Annotated in this window: 20 protein-coding genes; 11 read left to right on the top strand and 9 right to left on the bottom strand. The window is 58.9% G+C overall.

The features are described from left to right. The first annotated feature begins 28 nt into the window (after window positions 1-28). From BWP39_RS25935 to BWP39_RS25920, 4 genes are all read left to right on the top strand, one after another. Complete coding sequence (locus BWP39_RS25935; RefSeq protein WP_096725111.1) at window positions 29-2,458, top strand: glucose/quinate/shikimate family membrane-bound PQQ-dependent dehydrogenase; 2,430 nt, start codon at window positions 29-31, stop codon at window positions 2,456-2,458. A 71-nt stretch (window positions 2,459-2,529) separates the two neighbouring features. Beyond that, a complete protein-coding gene (locus tag BWP39_RS25930) occupies window positions 2,530-3,543 on the top strand; it encodes a porin (protein WP_207557104.1) in 1,014 nt (337 codons plus the stop codon). Between the two features lie 181 nt (window positions 3,544-3,724). Next, entirely contained in the window at window positions 3,725-3,985 is a 261-nt protein-coding gene (locus tag BWP39_RS25925; RefSeq protein ID WP_096725109.1) for a type II toxin-antitoxin system Phd/YefM family antitoxin, read from the top strand. Window positions 3,986-4,233: 248 nt separating this feature from the next. Next, window positions 4,234-5,496: a multidrug effflux MFS transporter gene (locus tag BWP39_RS25920; protein ID WP_096725108.1), complete on the top strand. Its 1,263-nt coding sequence runs from the start codon at window positions 4,234-4,236 to the stop codon at window positions 5,494-5,496. Window positions 5,497-5,544: 48 nt separating this feature from the next. On the opposite strand, the gene BWP39_RS25915 is transcribed toward BWP39_RS25920, so the two are convergent. The 5 genes from BWP39_RS25915 to BWP39_RS25895 form a co-directional block, all read right to left on the bottom strand. Next, window positions 5,545-6,054, bottom strand: a complete 510-nt coding sequence (locus BWP39_RS25915) for a DoxX family protein (protein WP_096725107.1) — start codon at window positions 6,052-6,054, stop codon at window positions 5,545-5,547. Window positions 6,055-6,566: 512 nt separating this feature from the next. Next, entirely contained in the window at window positions 6,567-7,373 is an 807-nt protein-coding gene (locus tag BWP39_RS25910; RefSeq protein ID WP_133116942.1) for a helix-turn-helix transcriptional regulator, read from the bottom strand. Between the two features lie 976 nt (window positions 7,374-8,349). Then, entirely contained in the window at window positions 8,350-9,249 is a 900-nt protein-coding gene (locus BWP39_RS25905) for a helix-turn-helix transcriptional regulator (RefSeq protein ID WP_133116941.1), read from the bottom strand. Window positions 9,250-9,254: 5 nt separating this feature from the next. Next, on the bottom strand, window positions 9,255-9,569 hold the full coding sequence (locus BWP39_RS25900) for a hypothetical protein (protein WP_096725104.1): 315 nt from the start codon (window positions 9,567-9,569) through the stop codon (window positions 9,255-9,257). Between the two features lie 488 nt (window positions 9,570-10,057). Then, window positions 10,058-10,891, bottom strand: a complete 834-nt coding sequence (locus BWP39_RS25895; protein ID WP_096725103.1) for an oxidoreductase — start codon at window positions 10,889-10,891, stop codon at window positions 10,058-10,060. Window positions 10,892-10,985: 94 nt separating this feature from the next. On the opposite strand from BWP39_RS25895, the gene BWP39_RS25890 reads away from it, so the two are divergent. Continuing rightward, a complete protein-coding gene (locus BWP39_RS25890) occupies window positions 10,986-11,957 on the top strand; it encodes an AraC family transcriptional regulator (RefSeq protein ID WP_096725102.1) in 972 nt (323 codons plus the stop codon). A gap of 62 nt (window positions 11,958-12,019) precedes the next feature. Here BWP39_RS25890 and BWP39_RS25885 read toward each other — a convergent pair whose 3' ends face one another. Beyond that, window positions 12,020-12,523 carry a GNAT family N-acetyltransferase gene (locus tag BWP39_RS25885; protein WP_096725101.1) on the bottom strand — a complete coding sequence of 168 codons (504 nt, stop codon included), beginning with the start codon at window positions 12,521-12,523 and terminating at the stop codon, window positions 12,020-12,022. A gap of 403 nt (window positions 12,524-12,926) precedes the next feature. On the opposite strand from BWP39_RS25885, the gene BWP39_RS25880 reads away from it, so the two are divergent. After that, window positions 12,927-14,081, top strand: coding sequence for a DUF6765 family protein (locus BWP39_RS25880; protein ID WP_207557103.1), 1,155 nt, complete (start codon window positions 12,927-12,929; stop codon window positions 14,079-14,081). 77 nt (window positions 14,082-14,158) lie between these two features. Here the strand turns inward: BWP39_RS25880 and BWP39_RS25875 are convergent, their stop codons facing one another. The 3 genes from BWP39_RS25875 to BWP39_RS25865 all read right to left on the bottom strand — a co-directional run bounded on the left by BWP39_RS25875 (window position 14,159) and on the right by BWP39_RS25865 (window position 18,323). Further along, window positions 14,159-15,625 carry a glycoside hydrolase family 64 protein gene (locus BWP39_RS25875; RefSeq protein WP_207557102.1) on the bottom strand — a complete coding sequence of 489 codons (1,467 nt, stop codon included), beginning with the start codon at window positions 15,623-15,625 and terminating at the stop codon, window positions 14,159-14,161. A gap of 158 nt (window positions 15,626-15,783) precedes the next feature. After that, complete coding sequence (locus BWP39_RS25870) at window positions 15,784-16,839, bottom strand: glycoside hydrolase family 18 protein (protein WP_096726177.1); 1,056 nt, start codon at window positions 16,837-16,839, stop codon at window positions 15,784-15,786. 488 nt (window positions 16,840-17,327) lie between these two features. Next, a complete protein-coding gene (locus BWP39_RS25865; protein ID WP_096725099.1) occupies window positions 17,328-18,323 on the bottom strand; it encodes an alcohol dehydrogenase catalytic domain-containing protein in 996 nt (331 codons plus the stop codon). A 140-nt stretch (window positions 18,324-18,463) separates the two neighbouring features. On the opposite strand from BWP39_RS25865, the gene BWP39_RS25860 reads away from it, so the two are divergent. The 5 genes from BWP39_RS25860 to BWP39_RS25840 all read left to right on the top strand — a co-directional run bounded on the left by BWP39_RS25860 (window position 18,464) and on the right by BWP39_RS25840 (window position 23,172). Next, window positions 18,464-19,345 carry a LysR family transcriptional regulator gene (locus BWP39_RS25860; RefSeq protein WP_096726176.1) on the top strand — a complete coding sequence of 294 codons (882 nt, stop codon included), beginning with the start codon at window positions 18,464-18,466 and terminating at the stop codon, window positions 19,343-19,345. 79 nt (window positions 19,346-19,424) lie between these two features. Next, window positions 19,425-20,141: an O-methyltransferase gene (locus BWP39_RS25855; protein ID WP_096725098.1), complete on the top strand. Its 717-nt coding sequence runs from the start codon at window positions 19,425-19,427 to the stop codon at window positions 20,139-20,141. A 310-nt stretch (window positions 20,142-20,451) separates the two neighbouring features. Then, the gene (locus BWP39_RS25850) at window positions 20,452-22,182 is read left to right on the top strand and encodes an ABC-F family ATP-binding cassette domain-containing protein (protein ID WP_096725097.1); all 1,731 of its coding nucleotides are present in this window, start codon (window positions 20,452-20,454) and stop codon (window positions 22,180-22,182) included. Between the two features lie 150 nt (window positions 22,183-22,332). Beyond that, on the top strand, window positions 22,333-22,866 hold the full coding sequence (locus BWP39_RS25845) for a GNAT family N-acetyltransferase (protein WP_096725096.1): 534 nt from the start codon (window positions 22,333-22,335) through the stop codon (window positions 22,864-22,866). 54 nt (window positions 22,867-22,920) lie between these two features. After that, window positions 22,921-23,172, top strand: a complete 252-nt coding sequence (locus BWP39_RS25840) for a hypothetical protein (protein WP_096725095.1) — start codon at window positions 22,921-22,923, stop codon at window positions 23,170-23,172. Window position 23,173: the final 1 nt, after the last annotated feature.

The following is a 23,173-nucleotide window of genomic DNA, read 5'->3' as shown; positions in this document are numbered from 1 at the left end:
GCGTCCTCAAACGAAGGTTGAGATCATCATGCCCAGACAATCGACATCCGCGGGTTTCATCGGCGTCATCACCCTGTTGTTCACCGCGCTAACGGCGCTGTATCTGCTGATAGGCGGCGTATGGCTGCTCTCGCTCGGTGGGTCGGCGTATTACGTCGTGACGGGCATCCTGCTACTCGGCGTGACCTGGCTGCTGTACCGCCGCCGCCCGGCGGCACTCACGCTCTATGCACTGGTACTCGTCGGCACGGCGATCTGGGCACTGTGGGAGTCGGGTCCCGACTTCTGGGCGCTCGCGCCGCGCTCCGGTGTGCTCGTCGTGTTCGGTGTGTGGCTGCTGCTGCTCGTGAGCTGGCGGCTCGATGCGCCGCGCAGGTTCGCGGTGAATTCGCTGGTCGCCTCACTCGTGATCTGGGCAGGCGTGCTGGTCTACGCGAGCTTCAACGATCCGCAGACGGTCAACGGCTCATTCAGTACAGCGACCGGAACGCCCGCAGCGAATCCGAACGGCATCGATCCCGCCGACTGGCCAGCCTATGGACGCACCCAGGAAGGCACGCGCTATTCGCCGCTGCAGCAGATCACACCGGACAACGCGAAGAACCTGCAGGTGGCCTGGACTTTCCGCACGGGTGACATGAAAGGCCCGAACGATCCGGGCGAGATCACCAATGAAGTCACACCGATCAAGATCGGCGATCTGCTCTATCTGTGCTCGCCGCATCAGATCCTGTTTGCGCTCGACGCGAAGACCGGTGCGCTGAAGTGGAAGTTCGACCCGAAACTGAAGGCAGATCCGTCGTTCCAGCACGTGACCTGCCGCGGTGTGTCGTATGTCGATCTATCGGCGAGCGCGGCACCGGCCCAGTCTGCCGCAGCCGCGAGTGACGCAGCAACGACACCAGCGGCGGCAGTCGCACCCTCAGCCAACGGCGCCTGTACGCGTCGCATTTATCTGCCCGTCAACGACGGCCATCTCTACGCACTCGACGCGCAAACGGGCGAGCGCTGCGCGGGCTTCGCCAGCAACGGCGACCTCGACCTGCAACACGCCCAGCCGGTCACGACACCAGGCATGTACGAACCCACCTCGCCGTCGATCGTCACGAACAAGGTGATCGTCGTGGCAGGCGCTGTGGAGGACAACTTCTCGAACCGCGAGCCGTCGGGTGTCATCCGCGGTTTCGACGTACGCACGGGCGAATTGCTCTGGGCGTTCGATCCGGGCGCGAAGGACCCGAATCACATACCGGGCCCGGGCGAACACTACACATGGAATTCGCCGAACTCGTGGGCACCCGCCGCCTACGACGCGAAGCTCGACATTGTCTATCTGCCGATGGGTGTAAAGACGCCGGATATCTGGGGCGGCGACCGCACGCCGGAGCTGGAGCGATACGCCACCGGGCTGCTCGCACTCAACGCCTCGACCGGCAAGCTCGCCTGGTTCTACCAGAGCGTGCACCACGATCTGTGGGACATGGACCAGCCGTCGCAGCCCACGGTCGCCGACATCACCGACAAGGATGGCAAAACCGTGCCGGTCGTGTACGCGCCGGCCAAGACCGGTAACCTGTTCGTGCTCGACCGCCGCACCGGTGTGCCGGTCGTGCCGGCACCCGAAACGCCCGTGCCGCAGGGCGCGGCCCCCGGCGACCACCTTGCGCCGACCCAGCCGTTCTCACAGCTCACGTATCGTCCGTCGAAGAATCTGACCGACGCCGACATGTGGGGCGCGACGATGTTCGACCAGCTCGTGTGCCGCGTGATGTTCCACCAGCTGCGTTACGAGGGCACGTTCACACCGCCGTCGCTGCAGGGCACGCTCGTGTTCCCGGGCAACCTGGGTGTGTTCGAGTGGGGTGGTCTTGCCGTCGACACCGACCGCCAGATCGCCGTCGCGAACCCGATCGGCTTGCCGTTCGTCTCGCGACTGATTCCACGTGGGCCGGGCAACCCGCTGGAACCGGAGGCGGGTGCCAAGGGTAGCGGCACCGAGTCGGGCGTCCAGCCGCAGTACGGCGTGCCGTACGGCGTGACGATTAATCCGTTCCTCTCGCCGCTGGGTCTGCCGTGCAAGCAACCGGCGTGGGGCTACATCTCTGCGATCAATCTGAAGACCAACGAGATCGTGTGGAAGAAGCGCATTGGCACCGTGCGCGACAGTTCGCCGATTCCCCTGCCGTTCAAGATGGGTATGCCGATGCTGGGCGGTCCGATGGTCGCTGCGGGCGGTGTCGCGTTCATTGGCGCGACGGCGGACAACTACATCCGCGCGTTCAACGTGAACAATGGCGAGCAGGTTTGGGAGGCCCGTCTGCCCGCGGGCGGCCAGGCCACGCCGATGAGCTATTCCATCGACGGTCGCCAGTACGTCGTGATCGCCGCGGGCGGCCACGGCTCGTTCGGCACCAAACTCGGTGATTACGTGATCGCCTACGCGCTGCCGCCGCAGTAATGGGGCGGTCGAGCGCGGCGTGCGGTGCTTTCTGGGCACAACACCGCCGTCGCGCGCCGCGCGCGCTGGCGGTGTTTGTTGCTCAGGCGGCGCTCGCGGCACTCGCCGCACACGCGATGAGCGCGCATGCCCAAAGCTCCGTCACGCTCTACGGCGCGTTCGACACCAGCATTGAAATCACCAATCCCGGCGCAGGCTACGTCGCGCGCATGGACTCGGGCGCCTATCGTGGCTCACGCATCGGCCTGCGCGGCGCCGAGGACATCGGCAACGGCATCGACATCCTGTTCGAACTCGAAAACGGTTTCAGTTCCGCCGATGGCACCTATGCCGTGAGCAATACGATCTTCAACCGGCAGGCGTGGATCGGTGTGGGCACGCTTTACGGCACGGTGCGCATGGGCCGCCAGTACTCACCGATCTACATCCCGTTCAAGGGCGGCCTCGATACATTCGGGGCGGGCACTATCGCCTCGGGTCTCGACAACCTCTCGAAGATCACGCCCTACGTGAGCAACGCGATCACGTATCTGTCGCCCGAATTTCACGGCTTCTCGACCACGTTGATGGCCGCGTTGCGCGATGCGAGCGATGGCGACGGCAACGGCCTCGCGGGCCACATCGAAACCTTCGCATATCGCAACGGCCCGTTCCGCATTTCCTATGCGCATCAGCAGACACACGGCGCCGGTGCGCTACGCGCGAACCTTGGTGGCGTTTCGTACGGTTACGGTCCGGTGACGGGCTTCGTGTCGTTCTTCAATGGCGACGGCGGCACGCCGCGCTATCACGACGACGGCATATCGGTGTCGGCGCGCTATGCCATCGACGCGCACTTGCGTGCCTCGCTCGGCTATACCTATATGCGCGACCGCTCGGGCGGCGACAACAACGCCGACCAGTTCAGCGCGGCCTGCGAGTACGACCTGTCGAAGCGCGTGCTGCTCTATGCGAGCGCCGGCTGGCTGCGTAACCGGGGGCAAGGCGAATTCACGCTGCGCGGCGTGAATGTCACGGGACTGACGCCTTCGTGGCCCGGTGCGTCGGTGCGGGGCGTGCAATTCGGCATGCTTGATCGCTTCTAGGTTGATGAACGGAGTGAAGGCTCGAATGGACGTGTCGTCGTGCGAGTGCGTTTAGCGCGTCGTGGCAACACCTGCTCAAGGGCTAACGGAATGACACACATGTACCATGTGCCGTGCATGTCAATGGCGGTGCGATAGAGTTGTACCTGCTGCGGTACATGTTATCCATCGAGGGGAGCCCATGCGCACCATTCCGTTCACCGACGCACGAGCGAACTTAAAGAGCGTCATTGATCAGGTCGTCGATGACATGGGCGTTACGCTCATCACCCGGCGCGACGCGCCCAATGCGATCGTCATGTCGCAATCGCATTACGACAGCCTGATGGAAACTGTTCACCTGCTGCGCTCCCCAGCCAACGTTGCCCATCTGGAGCGCTCTATCGCGCAAGCACGGGCGAGCAAGGTCAAGCCCCGCAAGCTGGTGGAAGGTGGCAAATGAGCGGTGCCTTGAACATCATGTTTACGAAATCGCCGGCCCGCAACTCAACGTTATCTCGTGCCGCTACCACTACTGAATCACCAGCCACGCACGCAGCGACACCGTCTGAACAGTAACCCCAGCACTTGCCGGGACGAACGCGCCATCACGCGATAACAGGCACAATACGCATAGATGACGCCACATACACGCTGTGGTCCCTCGCAGCGAACCATGCACGTCCCCCGAATCCGCCTCTTCAAGCTGTCATGAACCACACTGTCCCTGAGCACGCGCTGACTCCTGCGCGCGCGCCGAATTCGCCGCGCTTCCTGTTATTCCTGATCTGTCTGTTTGCCTCTGCGGGGCAGCTCGCGATCGACATTTACGTGCCCGCGCTCCCCGCCATGGCGCGTTTCTTTGCGACATCGCCTCAGGCGATCCAGTCGAGCGTGTCCGGCTATATGGCCGCTTACGCGCTCGGCCAGCTTGTCTTCGGGCCTGTAGCCGACGCATATGGCCGCAAGCCCGTGCTGGCTTTCGGCCTCGTAATATTCACGATCGGCTGCGTGCTGTCGCTTGCCGCGCCGAATCTTGAAACGTTCCTGCTCGCGCGTTGTTTGCAGGGCTTCGGTATTGCCGCCACCAACCTGCTCGCGAAGGCGATCATCACCGATTCCTTCTCCGGGCAGGCGCTGATCCATGCGTTCACGTACATGGCGATTGCATGGGGGCTCGCGCCGATTGTCGCGCCGGTGATCGGCGCCCATCTGCAAACGTGGTTCGGCTGGAAGTCCTGCCTGGTCTTCCTGCTCGTCTATTCGCTGGTGATGTGGGCGCTGGTCTGGCGCTATCGCGAGACCTTGCCGCGGCCAGTGCATCTCGAACTGCGTACGCTGCTGACGAACGCGGGCAAGGTGCTCTCGAGCCCGGTGTTCCAGAGCTGCTTCCTCGCGCAAGGGCTGTGCTACAGCATCCTGCTGGTGTTCAACATCGTCGGACCGTTCATGGTGCAGAACACCTTGCACGAGCCGCCCACCTTCTTCGCCTATCTCGCGCTCGGCATCGGCTTGATGTACTTCCTGGGCGGTCTGTCGAATCGCATACACAGCGCGCGCCTGCCGAGCGCCGAGCAGCGGCTGCGTATCGGTGCGCGCGTGATGGCCGCGGCGTCGATCGCGATGCTGGTGCTTGCGCTGACGGTCGGCCTGCGTGTCTGGACACTCGCCACCCCCGTGCTCGTGATGGGGTTCTGCGCCGGGGCGATGTATCCGACCCTGATGGCCAAGGGCAATTCGCTGTTTCCGCATATCGCGGGGCTGACGAGCGCGATTCTGGGGTGTGCGCTGTTGCTTGTGTCGTCGGCGATGATGGGGCTGGCTGGGTTCGTGTCGATACAGGTGCTGACGCCGCTCGCGGGGTTCTTCGTGATTCTCGCGCTGACCGTGGTCGGGATGGTGACGAAGCTGCTGCGACATCTCGCGCAAGTGCAGCCCGAGGCGGTCGTTTGCCGCAGCGGCGAGGTGGCGTAAGCGCGTAACCTTCGGTCGACCTGGCGCAGGTTACGCCACGCGGGCGCTTCATTCCCCTCTCGTTACCTTGCGACCGTGTAGCCAACCATCAACCGAGAACGGGCCCGAGCCACCGAAAACCAGCGCGACAAGGCAGGCAATATAGAGCAGGTCCGTTTCATAGCCGGGCCGGCCGAACTGCGGGCCCGCGCTGGTCACCGCCATCAGCTTGATCGATGTGAACCCGAACGGCAGATGTACCGTGAAGATGGCGACAGCCAGCACCACGATCATCGGCACAGCCGCGAGCGGTACGAATGCTCCCGCCAGAATGGCCGTGCCGCCGAGCAGTTCGATGACAATCGTCGCCCACGCCATCAGGTGTGCGGCCGGCACGCCGAGCGCGTGCAGAATCGCGGCGAAGCTCTCGGGATCCTTGATGATCTTCGCGTAGCCATGCGCAATAAATCCATATCCGACGATCAGCCGCAATGGCAACGGCGCCCATCGCGCGAGCCCCCAACGGTTGGCCAGTGTGGCGGAATCGACTAGACGAAACAGACAACGTACGGTGTTCATGCGCAGGGGGCTCCTCGTGGGCATTGGCAAAGAAACAGGAGGGCGATGCCAGGGTGGCTGCATCGTGCATTCCCATGCCGTTCGTCGGAGCTGGAGGGGCGGTTATTACAGCGAGGCGGGAGTTTTTCTCGTGAGCAGCTTGCCGGGACCGTTTGATTCCTCTCGGCCCGCGCATTTTTCATTGTGGCGAGAAGTACTGACGGCCGAAACGGGTAGCGCGATTCGGCGCGTAAAGGCAGCGGATTATTGTTGCGGCGCGCGAATGAATAATTGTTTGTCGTCGGAGCAAAAGTATTTCAGAGCCCGGGCAGCCTTTTTCATTAAGCCTTTCTGGATAAATTGAAAGGTCGCTTGAAGGCTTTTTAACAATTGAATGCTGCAACAATTGCGGCATTTCAGAAGGGCATAGCGAGGTCGACGCCACTTACAACGAGTGGGACGACATGGGGGATGGCGACGATGTACGGGCCTCTATCCGGCGATGAACCTCGGCCCCAGGCCTGCTCCCACCGCTAGGACGCAGTGCCGAGCATCCACTTCGCAAATCCGTGCCGGCCGCTCAGATTCAGCTTGATGCCTGCCCGCTTGAAATACGTCGCCGCGGTGCTTTCCTGTACGCTGAGCTGACGGGCGATAGCCGGCAACGTGTTGCCCAGTAGATGCGCGAGGCAGACCTGATACTCCCGGCTCGACAGCACGACGCCCATCTCATTCAGACGCTCGTCGAAGTTTCGCTGTAACTGCATTGCATGGTTTTCCGCGGCTCCCGTCGCAGCGGCAATTAATCCATCACGCTTCGGCTCCCGAATTCTTCTGCGAGCGTGATATCCGACTGCCGGCAGAATTGCATCGGAAAGTTGTTTTAATACCGATAATTCCTGCAACGAAAAATCTCGCGGTTGCGCTGCCCGGGATAATGAAATGACGTGTCGTCTATTATCTTGATGAGAGAGGAGAATGCATTGATAAACGATACCCGAAGAATTCTCGCGAGTGTCATGAGACACGGTGCGCGGTTTTAAGTGAATCAACTGAGAATCTTCTGAGTTAACGATTCTGCTCAATATTGACGATTCGGGTCTGTCTTCACACGACTGGCGCGACTCGTGGTCGAAGCTAAACTGGTTGGCAGCCGCGCCCCACGTGCCCAGGCGCTGAATCGTGGCCACGTTTTTGTTCGTCTTGTCGATAATCCAGTTCGTCGCCTCGGTCACGTCGACCGGTACGTAGTCGTTGATCAGTCTGTGTACACCAGCTACGAAGTTATCCGTCCCGCTGTCGGTGATCACCTGTCCCATCTTCGCAAAAAAACCGTTCAATTCGAACTCCTCGAAATCTACACGACCTGCTTGTCACCGGGAAAATGATCTCGCTGCTCACTGACTCTTACGCCGATGTTTCGACGCTAATGGACGTTGAAAGTGAGTTATCGAAATGCTTTCGAATCTTTCATATTGCTATCAGTGAATATCAGGGTACGTGGGTAAGGCGATGCCGCGCCGGCGATTCGATTCCGGCGTTTCGTATTGTGGTTCAGGGCTTTCAGGAACGATTGCTGGTATCGACGGGGTGAGTCGCAAAGCCTTGCCGGATCCAGCACCGACGAATACACGGCGATAACACGAGTCTTGTTGGCCGGAAGTGATGATACGTCAAGTGACTCGATATTTTCTCATTTAAAATCTTAATCGATTACCATAAATAACCTAATGACAATTCATTTCGCAAGTTCCGAAAAATTACAAAATCATTCAGACAATTCAAAATGGATTTGACTGGTGTTATTCAATGCCATGTGCATAATAACTGTGGAAATCGACATTCAGCACATACCATGTATCGGGCGAAAGTTCGATGAAAATCGACAAACCACCCAGAGAAATTTTTGCATCTTCCGTGAATCGGGAAGCCGGCAAATCTTGCAAGAGGGGGATCTGATCAGTGGGTAATATATGCTGAAAACAGGATTTTGTCATGAATATAACGGCCCCGCGAGTGAAGTAATGACGGGTGCATATCCATTCAATCATCCGGAGTGGCAGCGCAGATGGTCCGACATCCAATTGGCGTCAGATAGTTAATCTGGCCGATTATTAATCATTGAAAAACTATGATAATTATTAGTTAATCTTCGAGGTGGAGCATAAAATCCGCTCTGGTGAAATGCCCGATGCATTTCGATAGCCGCGCCAGTCCGAAGAGACCGCGGCAGTCCACCGCGTCTCCTTGCTGTTAGTACGAATGGCGTTTTTGCATGGCGGGATCGGTCATAGAACGACCGATCGTGCCGCGATCCTATTCGATCATCCAGCGCGACAGGCCGTGACGTCCGCTGAGTCCAAGTTTGATGCGCGCACGTTTTAGATAGGTTTCTACCGTGCTCGCCCTGAGGTTCAGTTCCTCGCAGATCGAGGGCAGCGTGTGCCCCGAGAGGATCAGGATGCAGACCTGTTGCTCGCGTGAAGACAGCGTGATGTGCCTCTGCTCGAGGCGCGTCAGAAAGGTCTGTGAAAGCGTGGCGACGCTGCTGTCCGGCAACAACGTGTCGGCAGCGGTGATCGCGGGCGTGTCGTCGATCGGGGCGGGCGGTTGCGGCGACGTGTGCTGCTCGACGAGCGGCAACAACACCAATGACAGATCGCCGAGCGATGTCAGTTCATCCGGGCGGAAATCGCCGCGTTCCGCGTTTCGTTGCAGCACGATGATGAAATGCGAATTGAATCGTCGCATCAACATGAGACATCGATACATGGGCGATATCAAATCGGTCGCACTGGCTGCCTGCGGCTGCACGTGGAGGACCTGCGGGCCGTTCAGATCGAGAATCTCCGCCATCAACGGCTCGGGAAGATGATCGCGCATATCGGCGCCATGCAGCGCGGAGCCATGAACCGCAAATCCATCGATGAAGCGACCGCGCTGCTCGTCGCTGTTCCAGATCGACACGTGCATGGCATCGATCGCGACCGTGTCGCCGATGAACCGCTTCATGGCTGGAAAGAACCTGGTCGTACCTACGTTAGAAATCACTCTTCCGAGTTGTACGATGCTGTCGCGCATAGTGGCCTGTACTGTTTCACGAATGAACGCCGCAGAGACACACCCTTCTTCGCGGGTGTCGTACTCGTCTCCGTCCGGTTCGTTCAATCGCGGGGCGTTGATGAAAAGGACACTTGGCCAATCTTCGTATTGCAATAGCGTTACTGGTTTGTTACGACTGTATTGCGGTAAGGGCCGACAGGCGAGGACATCCCGATATGATCAGCATGGTTTATGTTATCAATGAGTCGAACGACGTGACGACTAGCTGTGCAACTTTGCCCGTGCACATCAGTTTTGCCCATACGTATCATGTGCTTTTTGTTGGTCGCGTGCATCAACTGAAAGCAATTCAGCATCGCTAGTGCGTAGCCAGGATTCATGTGCGCAGGCATCGGCAGGATTGTCGTTTGATGCGCGACGGTTCCGACAATCATGCGTTGCAGATATCTGGTCAGCCGGATCTCAATCAACATCCTGTATGCGTTTTTCTTTTCGATGCAGATCGCATCAAAACGTCATCATCTTCTAGCAACTCAACGCCTGTCCTGGCGAAACATCGTTCCGGAGAATAGCACCGACTCGATGACGCACTGATGTAGTGGCGATCAACCGATGGCAATTGCGAAACATCGTTTCGGAGAAACGTGTCGCCTTGATAACGTGGCGAACAGATAGCTGCGTGCGCGCGAATAGCGGAGCGCTATTTAGTGTCGAGTGCTACCTATCGATGTGGGTGCGGACAGGTGGGAGCGCAATCGCAGGATGGTATATGTATTCGCACCGGATGACCTGATTGCGGCATTGCGCGCGCACGGTGCGGAGATTGACGAGACGGTACTACTCTACTGCAGGCGTTCCTCGTGACGGCTGCTCAGCGCGATTTGCCCTGGCATTGCAGGGCAGGCATGCACGTGTGAGTGAATAACCGGGGACCCGTTCAGCGTCCCCGCCGCGGCCGTTTTCAACCATCCGTCGAGAGCGTAACGGCCTGCCACGCGCCGATTTCATTCTCTAACGCTGACAGCTTGTCTCGCACGAGCCCGAGCGCATCGCTACCGAGCAAAAGATGCGCGGGCGGGTAGTCTGAGGCGATTGCAGCAAGCATCGCACGCGCGGCTTTCGCAGGATCGCCTAATTGCTTGCCGCTTTTCTCTTCTCGCGCTTGGCGAATCGGCTCGAAGATGTCGTCGTAGTCTGAAATCGAGCGGGGCGTTCTCGTCATCGAACGGCCTGCCCAGTCGGTACGAAACGAACCCGGCGCCACCGCAGTCACGGCGATACCGAAAGGCTTGACCTCTTTGCCGAGTGCCTCGGAGATGCCTTCGAGCGCGAACTTGCTCCCGCAGTAATAAACGATGCCCGGCATCGTGATGTAGCCGCCCATCGACGTGATATTCAGAATGTGACCGCGACGCCGCTCGCGCATGAACGGCAGCACGGCCTTCATCATGGCGACCGCACCGAATACGTTCACGTCGAACTGTCTGCGCATCTCCGACAGCGGCGATTCCTCCATGACGCCTTCATGGCCGTAGCCCGCATTGTTGACGAGAACATCGACGGGTCCCACGCTTGCCTCGATTTCCGCCACGACATGATCGATCGCGTCGAAGTCGGTCACATCGAGTACACGCGCAAAGGCAGCGCTCGTATGCAAAGACTCGAACTCATGTTTTGCCTGCGCACTTCTCACCGTACCTACGACTTTGTGACCCACCGCCAGCGCTTCTTTTGCAAGTGCGCGGCCAAAGCCGCTGCTGACGCCCGTGATGAGCAGAACTTTGCTGGATGCCATTGAAACCTCTCCCGAAACTTGATTGGAGAGTGCATACTAGTCTGATGAACATGGCTAAATAAGCCAAATTCCGCTTAATTTATTGCACAAAACTATGAGCACAAGGCGTATCAATACCCAGCGCGGGGATCTATCTTCTCAAAGCCAGCAACGCATGGTTGCGTTGCTGCGCGCGTTGGCGCCCGAGGAGGGCTACAACCTGACGGCATTGCCGAGCGTGCGCATCCTGCGTTCGAACCGGGCGCTATCGCGCACGCCGGTACTGTACGATCCCGGCATCGTGATCGTTTGCCAGGGTCGCAAACGAGGTCACTTTGGGGACCAGCTCTATCTCTACGATGAGCGCCACTACCTCGCCGTGTCCGTGCCGGTGCCGTTCAGCATGGAAACCGATGCAACGCCGCAGCGCCCGCTGCTCGCACTGTATCTGCACCTCGATTTCACAATGGCTGCCGAGCTGGCGGCGCAGATCGACCGCGAAGGCATAGCGGAGCGTGTGCAAGCGCCTCAGAGCATGATGTCGACGCCGATGGATGAAGCCATGCAGGCGTCCGTATTGCGTTTTCTCGAGGCACTGCATCGACCGCTTGAAGCTGCCGTGCTCGGTCCAGGGTTGCTGCGTGAAGTGTATTTCCGTGTGCTCTCCGGCGCACAGGGCAGCTCGATGAGAGAGGCTCTAGCGATGCGAGGACAGTTTGGCCGGATAGGCAGATCAATTCACCTGATCCATGCTGGTTACGCAGGACCCCTCGACGTCACACAACTGGCCGAAGAAGCGGGGATGAGCGTGCCGAGCTTCCACAGTCACTTCAAGGCAGTGACGCAGGTATCGCCGATGCAGTATGTGAAGTCGACGCGCTTGCATCAGGCTCGCCTGTTGATGGTGCGGCATGACATGACCGCAGACGTGGCGAGCCACGCGGTGGGTTACACGAGTCCGTCGCAGTTCAGCCGGGAGTTCAAGCGTCTGTTCGGCTTGACACCGGCAGCGGAGGCGAAGCGCATGCGCGAGAGCTTCGCCATCCCGGAGGTATTTGCGGATGCAACTTATGTTTCGTCGCATTGAGCTTGACGCGTTTCGGTTTAGTGCGTTGACCTCACTGACAAGCGGCGCGAGGCACACACTCGTCAATCCCTCGCCACCATCACTTTGTTCTCATACTTGAAACCACCAAGCTCAAAGTACGCTATCCCATCCTGCGTCATTCCGTGAGACCGATAGAAAGCGATCGCCTTCTCATTTCGGGAGTTAACGATCAGCCAGACCGCACGATTCCCGGTTCTCGCCATTGCAATGCCTCTCGCGTGAGTCAGCAACGCCGATCCGATCCCGCGGCCGGAAAACGAGTCCTGGATGTAGAGCGTTTCGATTTCGACAGGGACATCGGCATGGTACGAACCGAAGCGCATGACGATATATCCGACAAGATTCGCTTCTACTTCGGCAACCAGTAGAACGACGCCTGGATCGGTCACGAGTGCCCGGATTCTTTCTGGCGCAAACGACGTCAGGAGGTATTGCGCAAAGAGGTCAGACACACCCTCCGTCGCATAGGTATGCACCCACACATGCGTGCCAAGTACCGCAATACGTGCCGCGTCTTCTACTGTTGCTGGTCTTATGGAATGCATGGCTATCGCCTTGTTCTTCTTTCGGAGATCGGGTTATCGGCGTCGGACATTCACCCTGGCCGTTGCGCTTTGTTCGGCCAGGGTATTGAAGTGAGTCGTCCCCTGAATTCTCAGCGATTCGGCCAGACATGTCGAATGAGCACGGTTGACGACCTGGATGGATGCGTCTTCAACATCGTTGAGCCGATGAAACAGCGCCTATCACGCAGAAATGGAATTCGTCACAAAGGTCCATCCACAATGCGAAACGCTGGCCGTACGCCTGTCTCCACGGCCAACATCCGGAGTCGACATATCCCCCGCCATTCCGGAAAAGTACCCCGTGAGGGGTTTCCGGACTTGAAGCTGAAATTAAGTCCTGTAACACTCGTTCTTTAGGCAGCGCCAACGCGAACCGTCAACCGTGCGTAAAGAATCGGGCACACTTGCAGACAATCTGCCCGCGACCCCACTACGCAACAGGCGAAGAAAAGAGAGACCAGTCATGAATATCGATTTCCATTATGGCGTCATTTACGTCGTATCGAGACTTGCCGGCCTACCGGTTGCGGACGCAACGACCGTGGCACACGCGTGTCAGTACGTCGACGATGCGACAACGCCGGGCTTGCTGTATTTCGCGGGCGGCGAGCGCTTCGAGCGCATTGCCAGCGCCCACAAGATTTTCGATTATGAGAACCTGTTCAACGAGTTGAACCGACTTGTCTGGACGCCGTTTCATTTTCTCCCTGCAGGGGAAGGGGATACCCTCGAGGAGCGCGCAGTCTGCCGTCCCGACAGCAAGGTTGCGCGTGACGTCATTCTCAAGGCCATTGCGAAGAAAGGTACCGATAACGCGTTGCATCGGCTTGGCGTGACGTTGCACACGTATGTCGATACCTGGGCACATCAGGGTTTCTCCGGCATCGAGTCCGACTACAACAAGGTCAGCCACCTCGAAGCCGAAGACTGTACCCCGGCACAATGGTTTGAACATCTCCGGCGCGCAACTGACCACCTGGTCGAAGATGTCGAGGCCGAAGTGCTTTCTCGTACCGTTCCGCTAGGACATGGCGCCGCTCTGCACTACCCCGACCAGCCGTGGGCGAAATGGCACTACATCAACGGCAAGGGACATCGCGTGGTACGGGACAATCTCCCCGACTTCCTCGTCGCCGCCGACATGGCTTGCCGCGCCGTGCAGGCGTACTGCGCAGGCGCAGATGATCTGGATACCCAGCCGGGCCTGAAAGCCGATGCGAAGAGTGTGTTGCGCGAACTGCTTTCGACCAATGTGAACACGGACGAAAACGCACGGCTGGAGGTCATCCACGACTGGTTGGCAGCGGGTGCGTTCCCGGGTTTGAAGGAGGAACTGGTTGCTTACGTCCCTAAAGGACCCGGTTCCTGGAAGCACAAGGCGACAGGCATCAAGGTTAAGGGCGATGGCGGTTCAATGCCGCTCTGGACTCCGGCGTTCGAGCAAAGCGACTACCGGAAATTCCACGATGCAGTGAAGGAGCATCGGTTCGCCGTCATTCAGGAAGTGTTGCCGGAGAACGGATTGCGCCTTGTTTGAGGTGCCCCGTGGTTCGCAACGGCGTCCCACGGAGCGAATGGCACGGGCGCGATGCCCGTGCCAACGAATGCCTGCAGTTACCAGCCCACCGTAATCGTTGCAATGGTCGGGTTGGTGCCCACCAGCGAAGAGCTAAATCCATTCACATCGTCATAGGGGAATCCATAGGTCAGGTTGTTGATCGCGTGCGCGTGCCAGAACTGCGAGTACGAGTTGGTCGGCTGCGTCGCATAGAAGTTGCCGGAAGTGGCCCAGAGTGCGGCGTTCTCCGCAACATGGCGGTTTAACGCTGCGCATAGCTGGGCCTGGATCTGCAACTGTTTGGCGGTCGGTACACCGGGTGCGGCGTTCGATGCATCGTTAAGGACACCGTTGCCAAGCAGTACTTCGGCCGTCGTTGGTTTGGCGTTGATGTAGTACGTGCCCTGGCCATCCGTGAACTGGAACTGTCCATTGACGACATGGCCCGTGAAGGTCCCCTGCGCATCGGTGAAGGTCAGGCTTTGCGAGGTGTACTGATTCCAGACGGACTGAATGTAGCTATCCAGATAGGTCCCGTTCGCACCGCCCGTATTGAAGCTGCCGTGTGCCGGTGCAACGATCCGGTACGGCGACTGCACGAGTCCCTGAAATGGCCCCGGCACCTGCGCCTGGAACTCCTGGAACAGCGCCGCACGCGTTTCCGTCTCGCCGACCGTCTGGTCGTACCCGCCTTGACCTTGCAGTCGCAACTGCACCGGGAAACCAAACTGATCGACGCGCGTGGTATTGCCGAAGAAATTCGCGGTATTCACGTCCAGCTCGACGAAGTCGAACGTGACGTCGATGTTCGGATCGGTTGGATTGTCGATATTAGGCCCTGTATAGCCCGTTACGGGGCTGCCTACCGCTTGCAGGTACATGGTGCTACCCACGCTCAGATAGAGCCGCGCGGACGTGATCTGCGGGATCGTGATCGACTTGCATTGCGACAGCGGAATCGAATAGTTCGCGTAGCCGATACCGTTCTTGGTCTGTTCGGAGTCGTCGCCGGCACTCATGGGGACGAGCGCCCCCGAGCAATTGACGTGGACATAGGCGTTGTTATTCGTTGGGTCCATTCCGACCATCGTCCAGTACACCTGGCTATCCGGGTACGCACCGTTGGTGCCGTTCACCAGATTGATCGTGGTTCCAGTGGCCGGGAACGATCCGGAGGCGGGTGTCGACGAGCCCATCGTCAGCTGGCTCCATGCCGTGTCATACGCGGAGCCGTTTGCCTGGCCGACAGTGAACGAATAGTTCACTACGCTGCCAGCGGGAAGGTTGGGCACGGTATACGTTCCGCTCGTTCCAGACATGGTCATGGCGACGTTGAGTTGCGATCCGCTACCCACGACGTAGTGCAAGATGACCCACGACCCACCTGAGGCGTTAAACCGGACCGTGTTGCTGTTGACGATCGTGTAGCTACCCGCGGATGATGCCGGCGGCGTGGCTGCCTGACCCGGTGTCGCATAGAGCACATTGGCGGCCGCTGCAATCAGTAGCGCCGTAGAAAGCATTCTTGCGAGCCTGCCAGCCGTTAATTTCGCTTGCTGCTGTCTCATCTCTTTCTCTCCGTTTTTATCTTGCTGTCTCACCCCTGCCGGGGTCGACCAGGATTTTTCTCTCGACAGGAGCAGGCGTCGTCGCCTGCTCCGCACGCCTATGTCCAGAGACGTTAGAGATTCAACGCGGACAGGAACCGGTTGGTGAAGCCCAGCGTGCCGGCTTGTCCATAGCTGTTGCAGGTCGGCGAAGAGTAACTTTGGGTGCAGTCATCATCGCGATCGAATGACCAGAAATGAACCCCCGCGAGCCCGTTCTGCTGGGCGAACGAGGTGACCGTGGCCACATCGGCGAGCGTGAACGTTTCGCCCTGCGTATCATTGCCGCCGATCATCGGTGTCAGTTCGATCTGCGAATACGGAACGCCGTAGTAGCTGTGCAGATTGATCGCCGATTGCACGGCAGACTGGCCCATCTCGCACTGCCCGTTGCTGATCGTGCAGTTCGATGCGCTGGTACTGCCGTAATCCATCGCCATCAGATTGACCGTGTAGTTGGTCAGCCCATAGCTCTTGATGGCGTTCATGACCATGACGCCCTCGCCCCCCAGGCTTTGCGGCGTATTGCCACCGAGCGTCGCGATCGTGAAGCTGAAACGCAACTGCGGATAGGTGCGCTGCGCGGTGATGACCCGCTGGACCAGATTGTTGATGATGTCCTGGCTCTGGCCTTGTTCGATGTCGAAATCGACGCCCACGAGATTGGCCGAGTTGTAGGTCTGGATAAATTTCTGGAATCCGGCATCCGTGCCGCAGGTAAACGTCCCCGCCGCGCCCCCGGTCGACAGGATGTACTTCTTCCCGGCATTCACCATGTTTTGCACGTTGGCGCTGGCGACCATCGACGGCTGCAGTCCGCCCCAGTTTTCGCTACCGCACTCTCCGGTGGCAAAGGCCCACGTCAGGGTGCTGAGGTTGCCCGGCAATACGTTCAGGATCGGTTGAAGCGAACCGGTCACGTTGGTGGAGATCACATTTGTGTTCCAGTTCAGGCTGATCGTGATGTCCTTATAGGGACTAAATAGAAATCCGCCCGGTACCGCTGCTGCCGCCACTGCCTTTTCCTGGTGTGCCACGCTTGCTACGCCGCCAGAACCGCTATCTCCACATGCCGCCAGTGCACATCCGGAAAGAATCGCTATAAGACCTTTGAGCATTCCTGTTCTCATGAACATCTCCTGATTGCGATAGGGGAACAACTGCTGGGATGGCATATTCGCGAGAACATGCCCAGTCCCAGTGACTCACGCACTTTCTTTGAAGCGCGTATGCGGATAGTTGTGGTGTGGCCTGCGGCTGGACGCGTCTCTACAAGACGCAGTCAGCAGGCGTCGAGCGGCGTTACCCAGATAATGAGCACGCAATTCGATAAGGGTTTTCTCTTTATAAAAGAAAACCTTAAATATCAGCGCAAATTATGTAACTACAGAACTTCCTGGTTTCCGTGTAAATGCCGAGCCAAATTCAATTAATTTCTAATTGAAAGAAATTAATCGGTCTGCCGATCGGGTATAGCTGGATGGGATCATGCGGGTGACTCGTTGTCAAATTCTTTTAAATGATTTTATCGATTTATTCAATTCGCAATTTATTCGCTCCGCAATTTATCCGATTGGCATCCACTCGATAAAACGAAGAATGCAATAAATGCCGAAATCTATGCAACCAGGACAGCTTTACTCCCGTCGAGCGATTTGTACGCCATGGCCAGCTCGATCTGATCGTGGCTGAATTCCTGGCCGATTCGGGTCGCGAACATCGGATCGTCGATCACACCTTCAAGCGCCTTCAGTGCAGCAACGAGCCTGTCCTGATCCTTCACGGTCCTGCTGTCGTAATTGCTGAAACGCCGCATGGTCAGATTCTTCATCATGAAGAGTGCGGACTCGATCGATGCCGGTGTGCTCCCGCCAAGGAACCCATAGAAATAGATCGTGGCGTTCATCGGCAGGCTGGGGGCAATGTTCCCGAGCAGGTCACCGCCGACGCCGTCGAACACAGCGGTCGTCTCGAGTTCGGTGGATAACGCGGCAAGCGTATCGGTGAAGCCTTCACGCGTGACGATGACATGCTCCACACCCGACCCGCGCAGCGCTTCACGCGCTGCCTCGGTGCGCACGAGGAAAATCGCGGGTACGTTCCTTCTGCGTGCGAGCGCAGCGAGCGCATAGCCGGTCGCCGAATTCCCGGCCGTGACAATCACGCCCTTGTGACCCGCTTCAGCGATCTCTTCGAGAAAAGCGTAGGCCGTCATGACGTTGACGAGCGAGCCGCAATAGTCCCTTGCGCGAACATGATCGGGCAGGATCAGGCAACTCGTGTAACGCATATGCGCTTTCTCGCACCACAGTCCGACGTTCTCCGGGCTTCTGGCGAGCGCGCGGTAGATCGCCACCTGCTTGCCCGCATATTCCTGCGGGACACCTGCTCCCAGCGCGACGACACGCCCCGATCCCGAAGCACCCCACACATCGTGGCGACCGCTTACCGGTATGCTGCCCGCCGCGTTGGGTGCTCTCAGGAAAGTCTTGTCGCCATGGTTGATTGCGGACGCATCCATGTCGATGACGACATGGCCCGGCGCGGGCTGGTCCGGGGTCGGGATGTCGCGAACTTCTAGCCCTCGGCTGGGCGTGACGCAAATCGCTTTCATCAATACGCTCCTTTTGTTTCGGTGTCGGTTCAGGTCGCCGTGATGGCGCAGCCCGTAACATAAGCAACTTCATCCATTGCCGAAACGTCGCTTCGAGACATACCATCGATTCCATTCTGGAATTGATGGTGATGCCATACATGGACCGACTGGATGCAATTCGCCTGTTTGTGCGCCTTGTCGAACGCGGCAGCTTTTCTGCCGTGGGGCGCGAGGAGGGGATCGGACAGCCTGCCGTCAGCAAGCAGATCGTTGCGCTGGAACGGCATCTGGGCGCTCAACTGGTTTTGCGTACCTCGCGCCGCGTCGTGATCACGGAAGCGGGGCAGACGTTCTACGAGTCGGCCAAGCAATGGGTGGACGATTTCGACGCGATCGAGTCTTCCGTTGGCGAGCGCCAGCAATTGCCACGCGGGCTGATCAGGATCAATACCGCGCCGGCGCATGGCCGGCTTTGCATTACGCCGCTACTTCCCGAGTTCTTTCGACGGTATCCGGATGTCTCGATCGAACTGTCGGTATCGGAGCGCCAGGTCGACCTGGTGGGAGAGGGTGTCGATCTGGCTATTCGCCACGGGCAACTGGTGGACTCTTCGCTCACGGCGAGGAAGTTGTCCGAGACCGATTTCGTCCTGGTGGCCACCCCTGAGTATCTTGCCGCGAAAGGTGTGCCGGCTCGCATCGCGGATCTGGACACGCACACCTGCATTGTCTTTGCGAAAGGCCGTGAACGTTACCCCTGGTCACTCAAGGTCGGGCGCGAAACCGTCTCCTACGTTCCGCACGGTTCGCTGCTGACCGGCGACGCCGAGCATATTCGCGCCGCTGTACTGTGCGGCCTGGGTATTTCTCAGGCGCCGTTCTGGCTGCTGGCAGAAGAGATCCGTTCCGGCCAGGTTCAGGTACTGCTACCGGAAGCGCAGCCGGAGCGGGTACCCATCCATCTCGTCTATGCGGCGGGCCGTCGCGTGCCGATGCGGGTGAGGGTGCTCATCGATTATCTTGTCGCCGCGTTTCAGTAGGCCGGCCACAATATTCGCGGTTTCAGGACGTCCTCACGGTGACAACCGATCAACGCCACCGATCTGACAGGGAGAGGACATGCCATCACCAGGCACTGCGCTTCTGAATCGACTTCACGAACAGAGCACCGCTGAAACGATGGCCCGTGCGCGCGCACAGTTCCACGGATCAAGCGAAGAACTCGCAGACCTTGCGGAGCAATACAGTGCGCTTGTGCCGCGACTACGCGGCAGGTTTCTGCGCGAAAACGGTTTATCGAGCGAGGATGCGGAATCCTCGCAAGGCGTCGAGCTGTTGCTGGCGATATCCGCGGGCATGGGACAGTTCCTGCGCAACATGGTGCTTGCGCACCGGCCGTCGAGAATCCTCGAACTCGGCAGTTCCTGCGGCGTGTCGACACTGTATTTCGCCGAGGCGTTGCGCACGCTGGGTAGCGGGACCGTCATCGCCACCGAACGCGACGCTGCAAAGTGTGCCCAGCTTCGCGAACATATCCGGACCGCAGGCGTCGAGTCGTATGTCGATCTTCGCGAAGGCGATGTGTTCGAGACTGTCGCGGAACTGGACGGAACCTTCGACATCGTGTTTATCGACATCTGGGCCGATGCGTATCTGCGTCTCTTCAGGCAAGTCGAGCCTCTTCTGCGGCCGGGATCGATCGTGCTTGCCGACAATATGTACACCGCCGAAGACGCCGTACAGGCCTACAAGCACTACCTCGAGCACAACCCACGTTTTTCCAGCACGACCCTGGACTTCGAATCGGGAGTCGAGTTTACGGTCGTTGTTTCCTAGCCGGAACTCCCGCAGCGTCAGGTACGGTTGCGCCAGCAACTTGTATGCAGGCCCCGAGCGGGGTTAAACTCCCGCGCACTTCTCACTCTTTTTTAAAAAGGAGGTAAATATGGTTTTGCTCGTGCGCCCACTGTGGTTGGCACATCTGTCCAGCACATTTACCCGCTCTTGCCTGAGTTCCATCGCGCTGCGATAACCCGGTCAGAGCAAAGCCCACTCCACCCTCCCGAGTCCTTTCTCGACTCTACCGTTGTCGCCAGCGCTCCTGTTGACAGGGACAAGCACGTCCCAATGAAACGCGAGCAAGAGCATGACAACCCTGATTTCCGCACTTTCCCTGCAGCTGGACACCGTTCACGGTCCGCTGTTTCACGATCTTTCCTTTACCGTAAAACTCGGTGACCGCATCGGCCTGTTGGGCCACAACGGCTGTGGCAAGAGCAGTTTGCTCGGCATCCTGGCCGGCAGTCGCGAGCCCAGTGCTGGCAGCGTGCAGTACGCGGGGCAGTGTCGCCTGCAGCACGTCGAGCAGCATCTGCCACCGGGACTGGCTGGTCTAACGACACGCGATGCATTGCTGCAGGTTGTTAGCGCACAACCGGCGCAGCATTGGCGCGTCGATAGCCTGCTGGACGAACTGGCGTTATCGGCGGAAGCACACACGGTGGTGTCCAGCCTGAGCGGTGGTCAGCACACCCGTTTGCTGTTGGGGCGCGCTGTGTTACTCGAGCCGAACTTGCTGTTACTCGATGAGCCGAGCAACCATCTGGATCTGCCTTCGCTACTGTGGCTCGAAGATTTTCTGCGCCGCTGGCAGGGCGGTTTCATTCTGGTGTCCCACGATCCGCGACTGCTGGACACGCTCAGCGACAAGAGCTGGATCCTGCGCGATCGGCGGTTGTACAGCTTCGATATGCCGTGTAGCCGGGCATTGACTGCGCTGGCCGAGGCTGACGTGGCCGCGCAGGCGCGCCATGCCGGCGAGCAAAAGGAAATCGACCGCCTCGCTGCCAGCAGCAAACGTCTGGCGATATGGGGCCGTGAGCACGACAACGAGAAACTGCTGCGCCAGGCGAAGTCCATTCAACGGCGCGTCGATAAGCTGAAAGACGATCAAACGTTCGTCAGCCGCGGTAGCCCCTGGCGCCTGAAATTGCAGGGCAGACCGCTGGCGGCCGACCGTCTGCTCGCATTCGAAGGCTTGCAGGTGCGCGCGCAACCCGGGCAGCCGTTGTTGTTTGAGATCGATCACTTGTGGCTGCGGCCCGGTGACAAGGTCGCGCTTCTGGGCAGCAACGGCACCGGCAAGTCGTCGTTGTTGCGCCAGTGCTGGAGCGATGTGCAGCAAGGTGAAGCGCGCCACGGCTGGCGTTTTCATCCCGCGGCGCGCATTGCGTACTACGATCAGTCGTTGCAGCAACTGGACGACAACGCGACGCTACCCGATGCGCTCTACAAGTTTGCTCCGGTGGGCGACAGGGAGCGACGACAGGCATTGATCGCCGCGGGGTTTGCCTATTCGCGGCACAGCCAGACCGTGGCGACGCTTAGTGGCGGCGAGCGGGCACGTCTACTGTTTCTCGCGCTATCGATGGCCAGTTATCACTTGTGGTGGCTCGATGAACCGACCAACCACCTGGACATGGAAGGCAAACATGAACTGGCCGTTGCGCTGGCTGAGTTTGCGGGCGGTTTTATACTGGTTTCGCACGACCGCGAGTTGATCGAGCACAGTTGCAATCGCTTTTGGGCGATCAATAACGGTCGGTTGCAGGAGTGGCCGGATGCGGCGAGGGCGTATCAGGATCTGTTCACGGCGCGTGATGATGTACCGGTGTCCGGGGTTGCTCCCGCTACAGCACCGGTTCACGCTGGCGAGCCATCCACCGACAGTGAGGCCGAGTTGCAATGGCAGCGTTTGTGCGAACTGGAAGACTGGTTGGCCGCAGACCTGGCGCGCAAGCCAAAACATCAAAAGCCGCATTTGCAGCAGGCGTGGCAGCAGGAGATGTTGCAACTGAAACAGATGCTCGGGCTGTAAAACCTGAACGAGCGTAGCCCTGGAGTTTGCCCTGTCTATCGTTCGGCTTTGAACAGCGGGAATATGCCAGGGGTTGGTTAGCTGACAGTGCGGATCGCCTTCGTGCAGACCGCACTGCCAGTGACCTTCAAATAGATCGAGGAACAAAAGATGGTGCCGCACCTGCACGAAATCCACATCGAGTCCCCGCGGCTTTCGATCAGACCATTCTCGGCCACCGATGCCGATCCGGCGTTTCAGTGCATCACGCCCTCGCTGACGCGTTTCATGGCATGGGATCCGCCCGCTAGCCGTGAGGAATTCGAGCGTGTCTGGCAGGCATGGTTGCAATCAATCGATGAAGGCACCGAGGTGGTTTTCGCCATCCGTCATCGCGACGACGGAGGATTCCTTGGACTGGTCGGACTTCATCGCCTGCGCGATGTCAGCCCGGAACTGGGCGTCTGGATTCGCGAAGATCGTCATAAGGAAGCCTTCGGCTGTGAAGCGGTGACGCTCGTGGCGCAATGGGCAAGCCGGACATTGCGTACCGCGAGCTTTGTCTATCCGGTGGCCGAAGACAACTACCCGAGCCGACGCATTGCGGAATCACTCGGCGGGGTTGTCGTGGAGAGTCGCGAGACACCGAAGTACAAATCCGTCGTGTACGCGATTCCTGGCCAGTTGAAGTTCGACCGCGCGTGAGCGCTTCGACACGGCGGAGTGTTATCTTGCTGGACCAGACCTACGGAACGTGCGATGAAAAAATCGAAGAAGCTCGCTCTCCTTGCCCTGACATTCACGGCATGGGGTCTGTATAAACTGTTTGCGGTCTTTCAGGACATGCAGGCGGGGTGCATCCAGTTCCAGACGCACAAGACATGCAGTTTCGAAAACGCGGAAAATTTTCAAAGCCTGCTGGATGTCGAATTGATGTTCGCGTGCGCCTGGGCTGCGGGTGCGGTGATCTGCTGGATCGTTACGGTGGAGGCGCAGAGGAAGGAGCGGTAAT

This window comes from Paraburkholderia acidicola, from assembly GCF_002362315.1.
Lineage (GTDB): Bacteria > Pseudomonadota > Gammaproteobacteria > Burkholderiales > Burkholderiaceae > Paraburkholderia > Paraburkholderia acidicola.
The sequence above is the reverse complement of the archived record's forward strand: the minus strand, read 5'-3'. Positions and strand labels throughout refer to the sequence as shown.

Coding starts and splice junctions, on each gene's coding strand:
- BWP39_RS25920 (WP_096725108.1), top strand. CDS start 4,234: ATGAACCACACTGTCCCTGAGCACGCGCTGACTCCTGCGCGCGCGCCG.
- BWP39_RS25890 (WP_096725102.1), top strand. CDS start 10,986: ATGAGCACAAGGCGTATCAATACCCAGCGCGGGGATCTATCTTCTCAA.
- BWP39_RS25865 (WP_096725099.1), bottom strand. CDS start 18,323: ATGAAAGCGATTTGCGTCACGCCCAGCCGAGGGCTAGAAGTTCGCGAC.
- BWP39_RS25840 (WP_096725095.1), top strand. CDS start 22,921: ATGAAAAAATCGAAGAAGCTCGCTCTCCTTGCCCTGACATTCACGGCA.
- BWP39_RS25845 (WP_096725096.1), top strand. CDS start 22,333: ATGGTGCCGCACCTGCACGAAATCCACATCGAGTCCCCGCGGCTTTCG.
- BWP39_RS25900 (WP_096725104.1), bottom strand. CDS start 9,569: ATGTTGATTGAGATCCGGCTGACCAGATATCTGCAACGCATGATTGTC.
- BWP39_RS25935 (WP_096725111.1), top strand. CDS start 29: ATGCCCAGACAATCGACATCCGCGGGTTTCATCGGCGTCATCACCCTG.
- BWP39_RS25860 (WP_096726176.1), top strand. CDS start 18,464: ATGGACCGACTGGATGCAATTCGCCTGTTTGTGCGCCTTGTCGAACGC.
- BWP39_RS25925 (WP_096725109.1), top strand. CDS start 3,725: ATGCGCACCATTCCGTTCACCGACGCACGAGCGAACTTAAAGAGCGTC.
- BWP39_RS25855 (WP_096725098.1), top strand. CDS start 19,425: ATGCCATCACCAGGCACTGCGCTTCTGAATCGACTTCACGAACAGAGC.
- BWP39_RS25885 (WP_096725101.1), bottom strand. CDS start 12,523: ATGCATTCCATAAGACCAGCAACAGTAGAAGACGCGGCACGTATTGCG.
- BWP39_RS25915 (WP_096725107.1), bottom strand. CDS start 6,054: ATGAACACCGTACGTTGTCTGTTTCGTCTAGTCGATTCCGCCACACTG.
- BWP39_RS25895 (WP_096725103.1), bottom strand. CDS start 10,891: ATGGCATCCAGCAAAGTTCTGCTCATCACGGGCGTCAGCAGCGGCTTT.
- BWP39_RS25850 (WP_096725097.1), top strand. CDS start 20,452: ATGACAACCCTGATTTCCGCACTTTCCCTGCAGCTGGACACCGTTCAC.
- BWP39_RS25875 (WP_207557102.1), bottom strand. CDS start 15,625: ATGCTTTCTACGGCGCTACTGATTGCAGCGGCCGCCAATGTGCTCTAT.
- BWP39_RS25870 (WP_096726177.1), bottom strand. CDS start 16,839: ATGAGAACAGGAATGCTCAAAGGTCTTATAGCGATTCTTTCCGGATGT.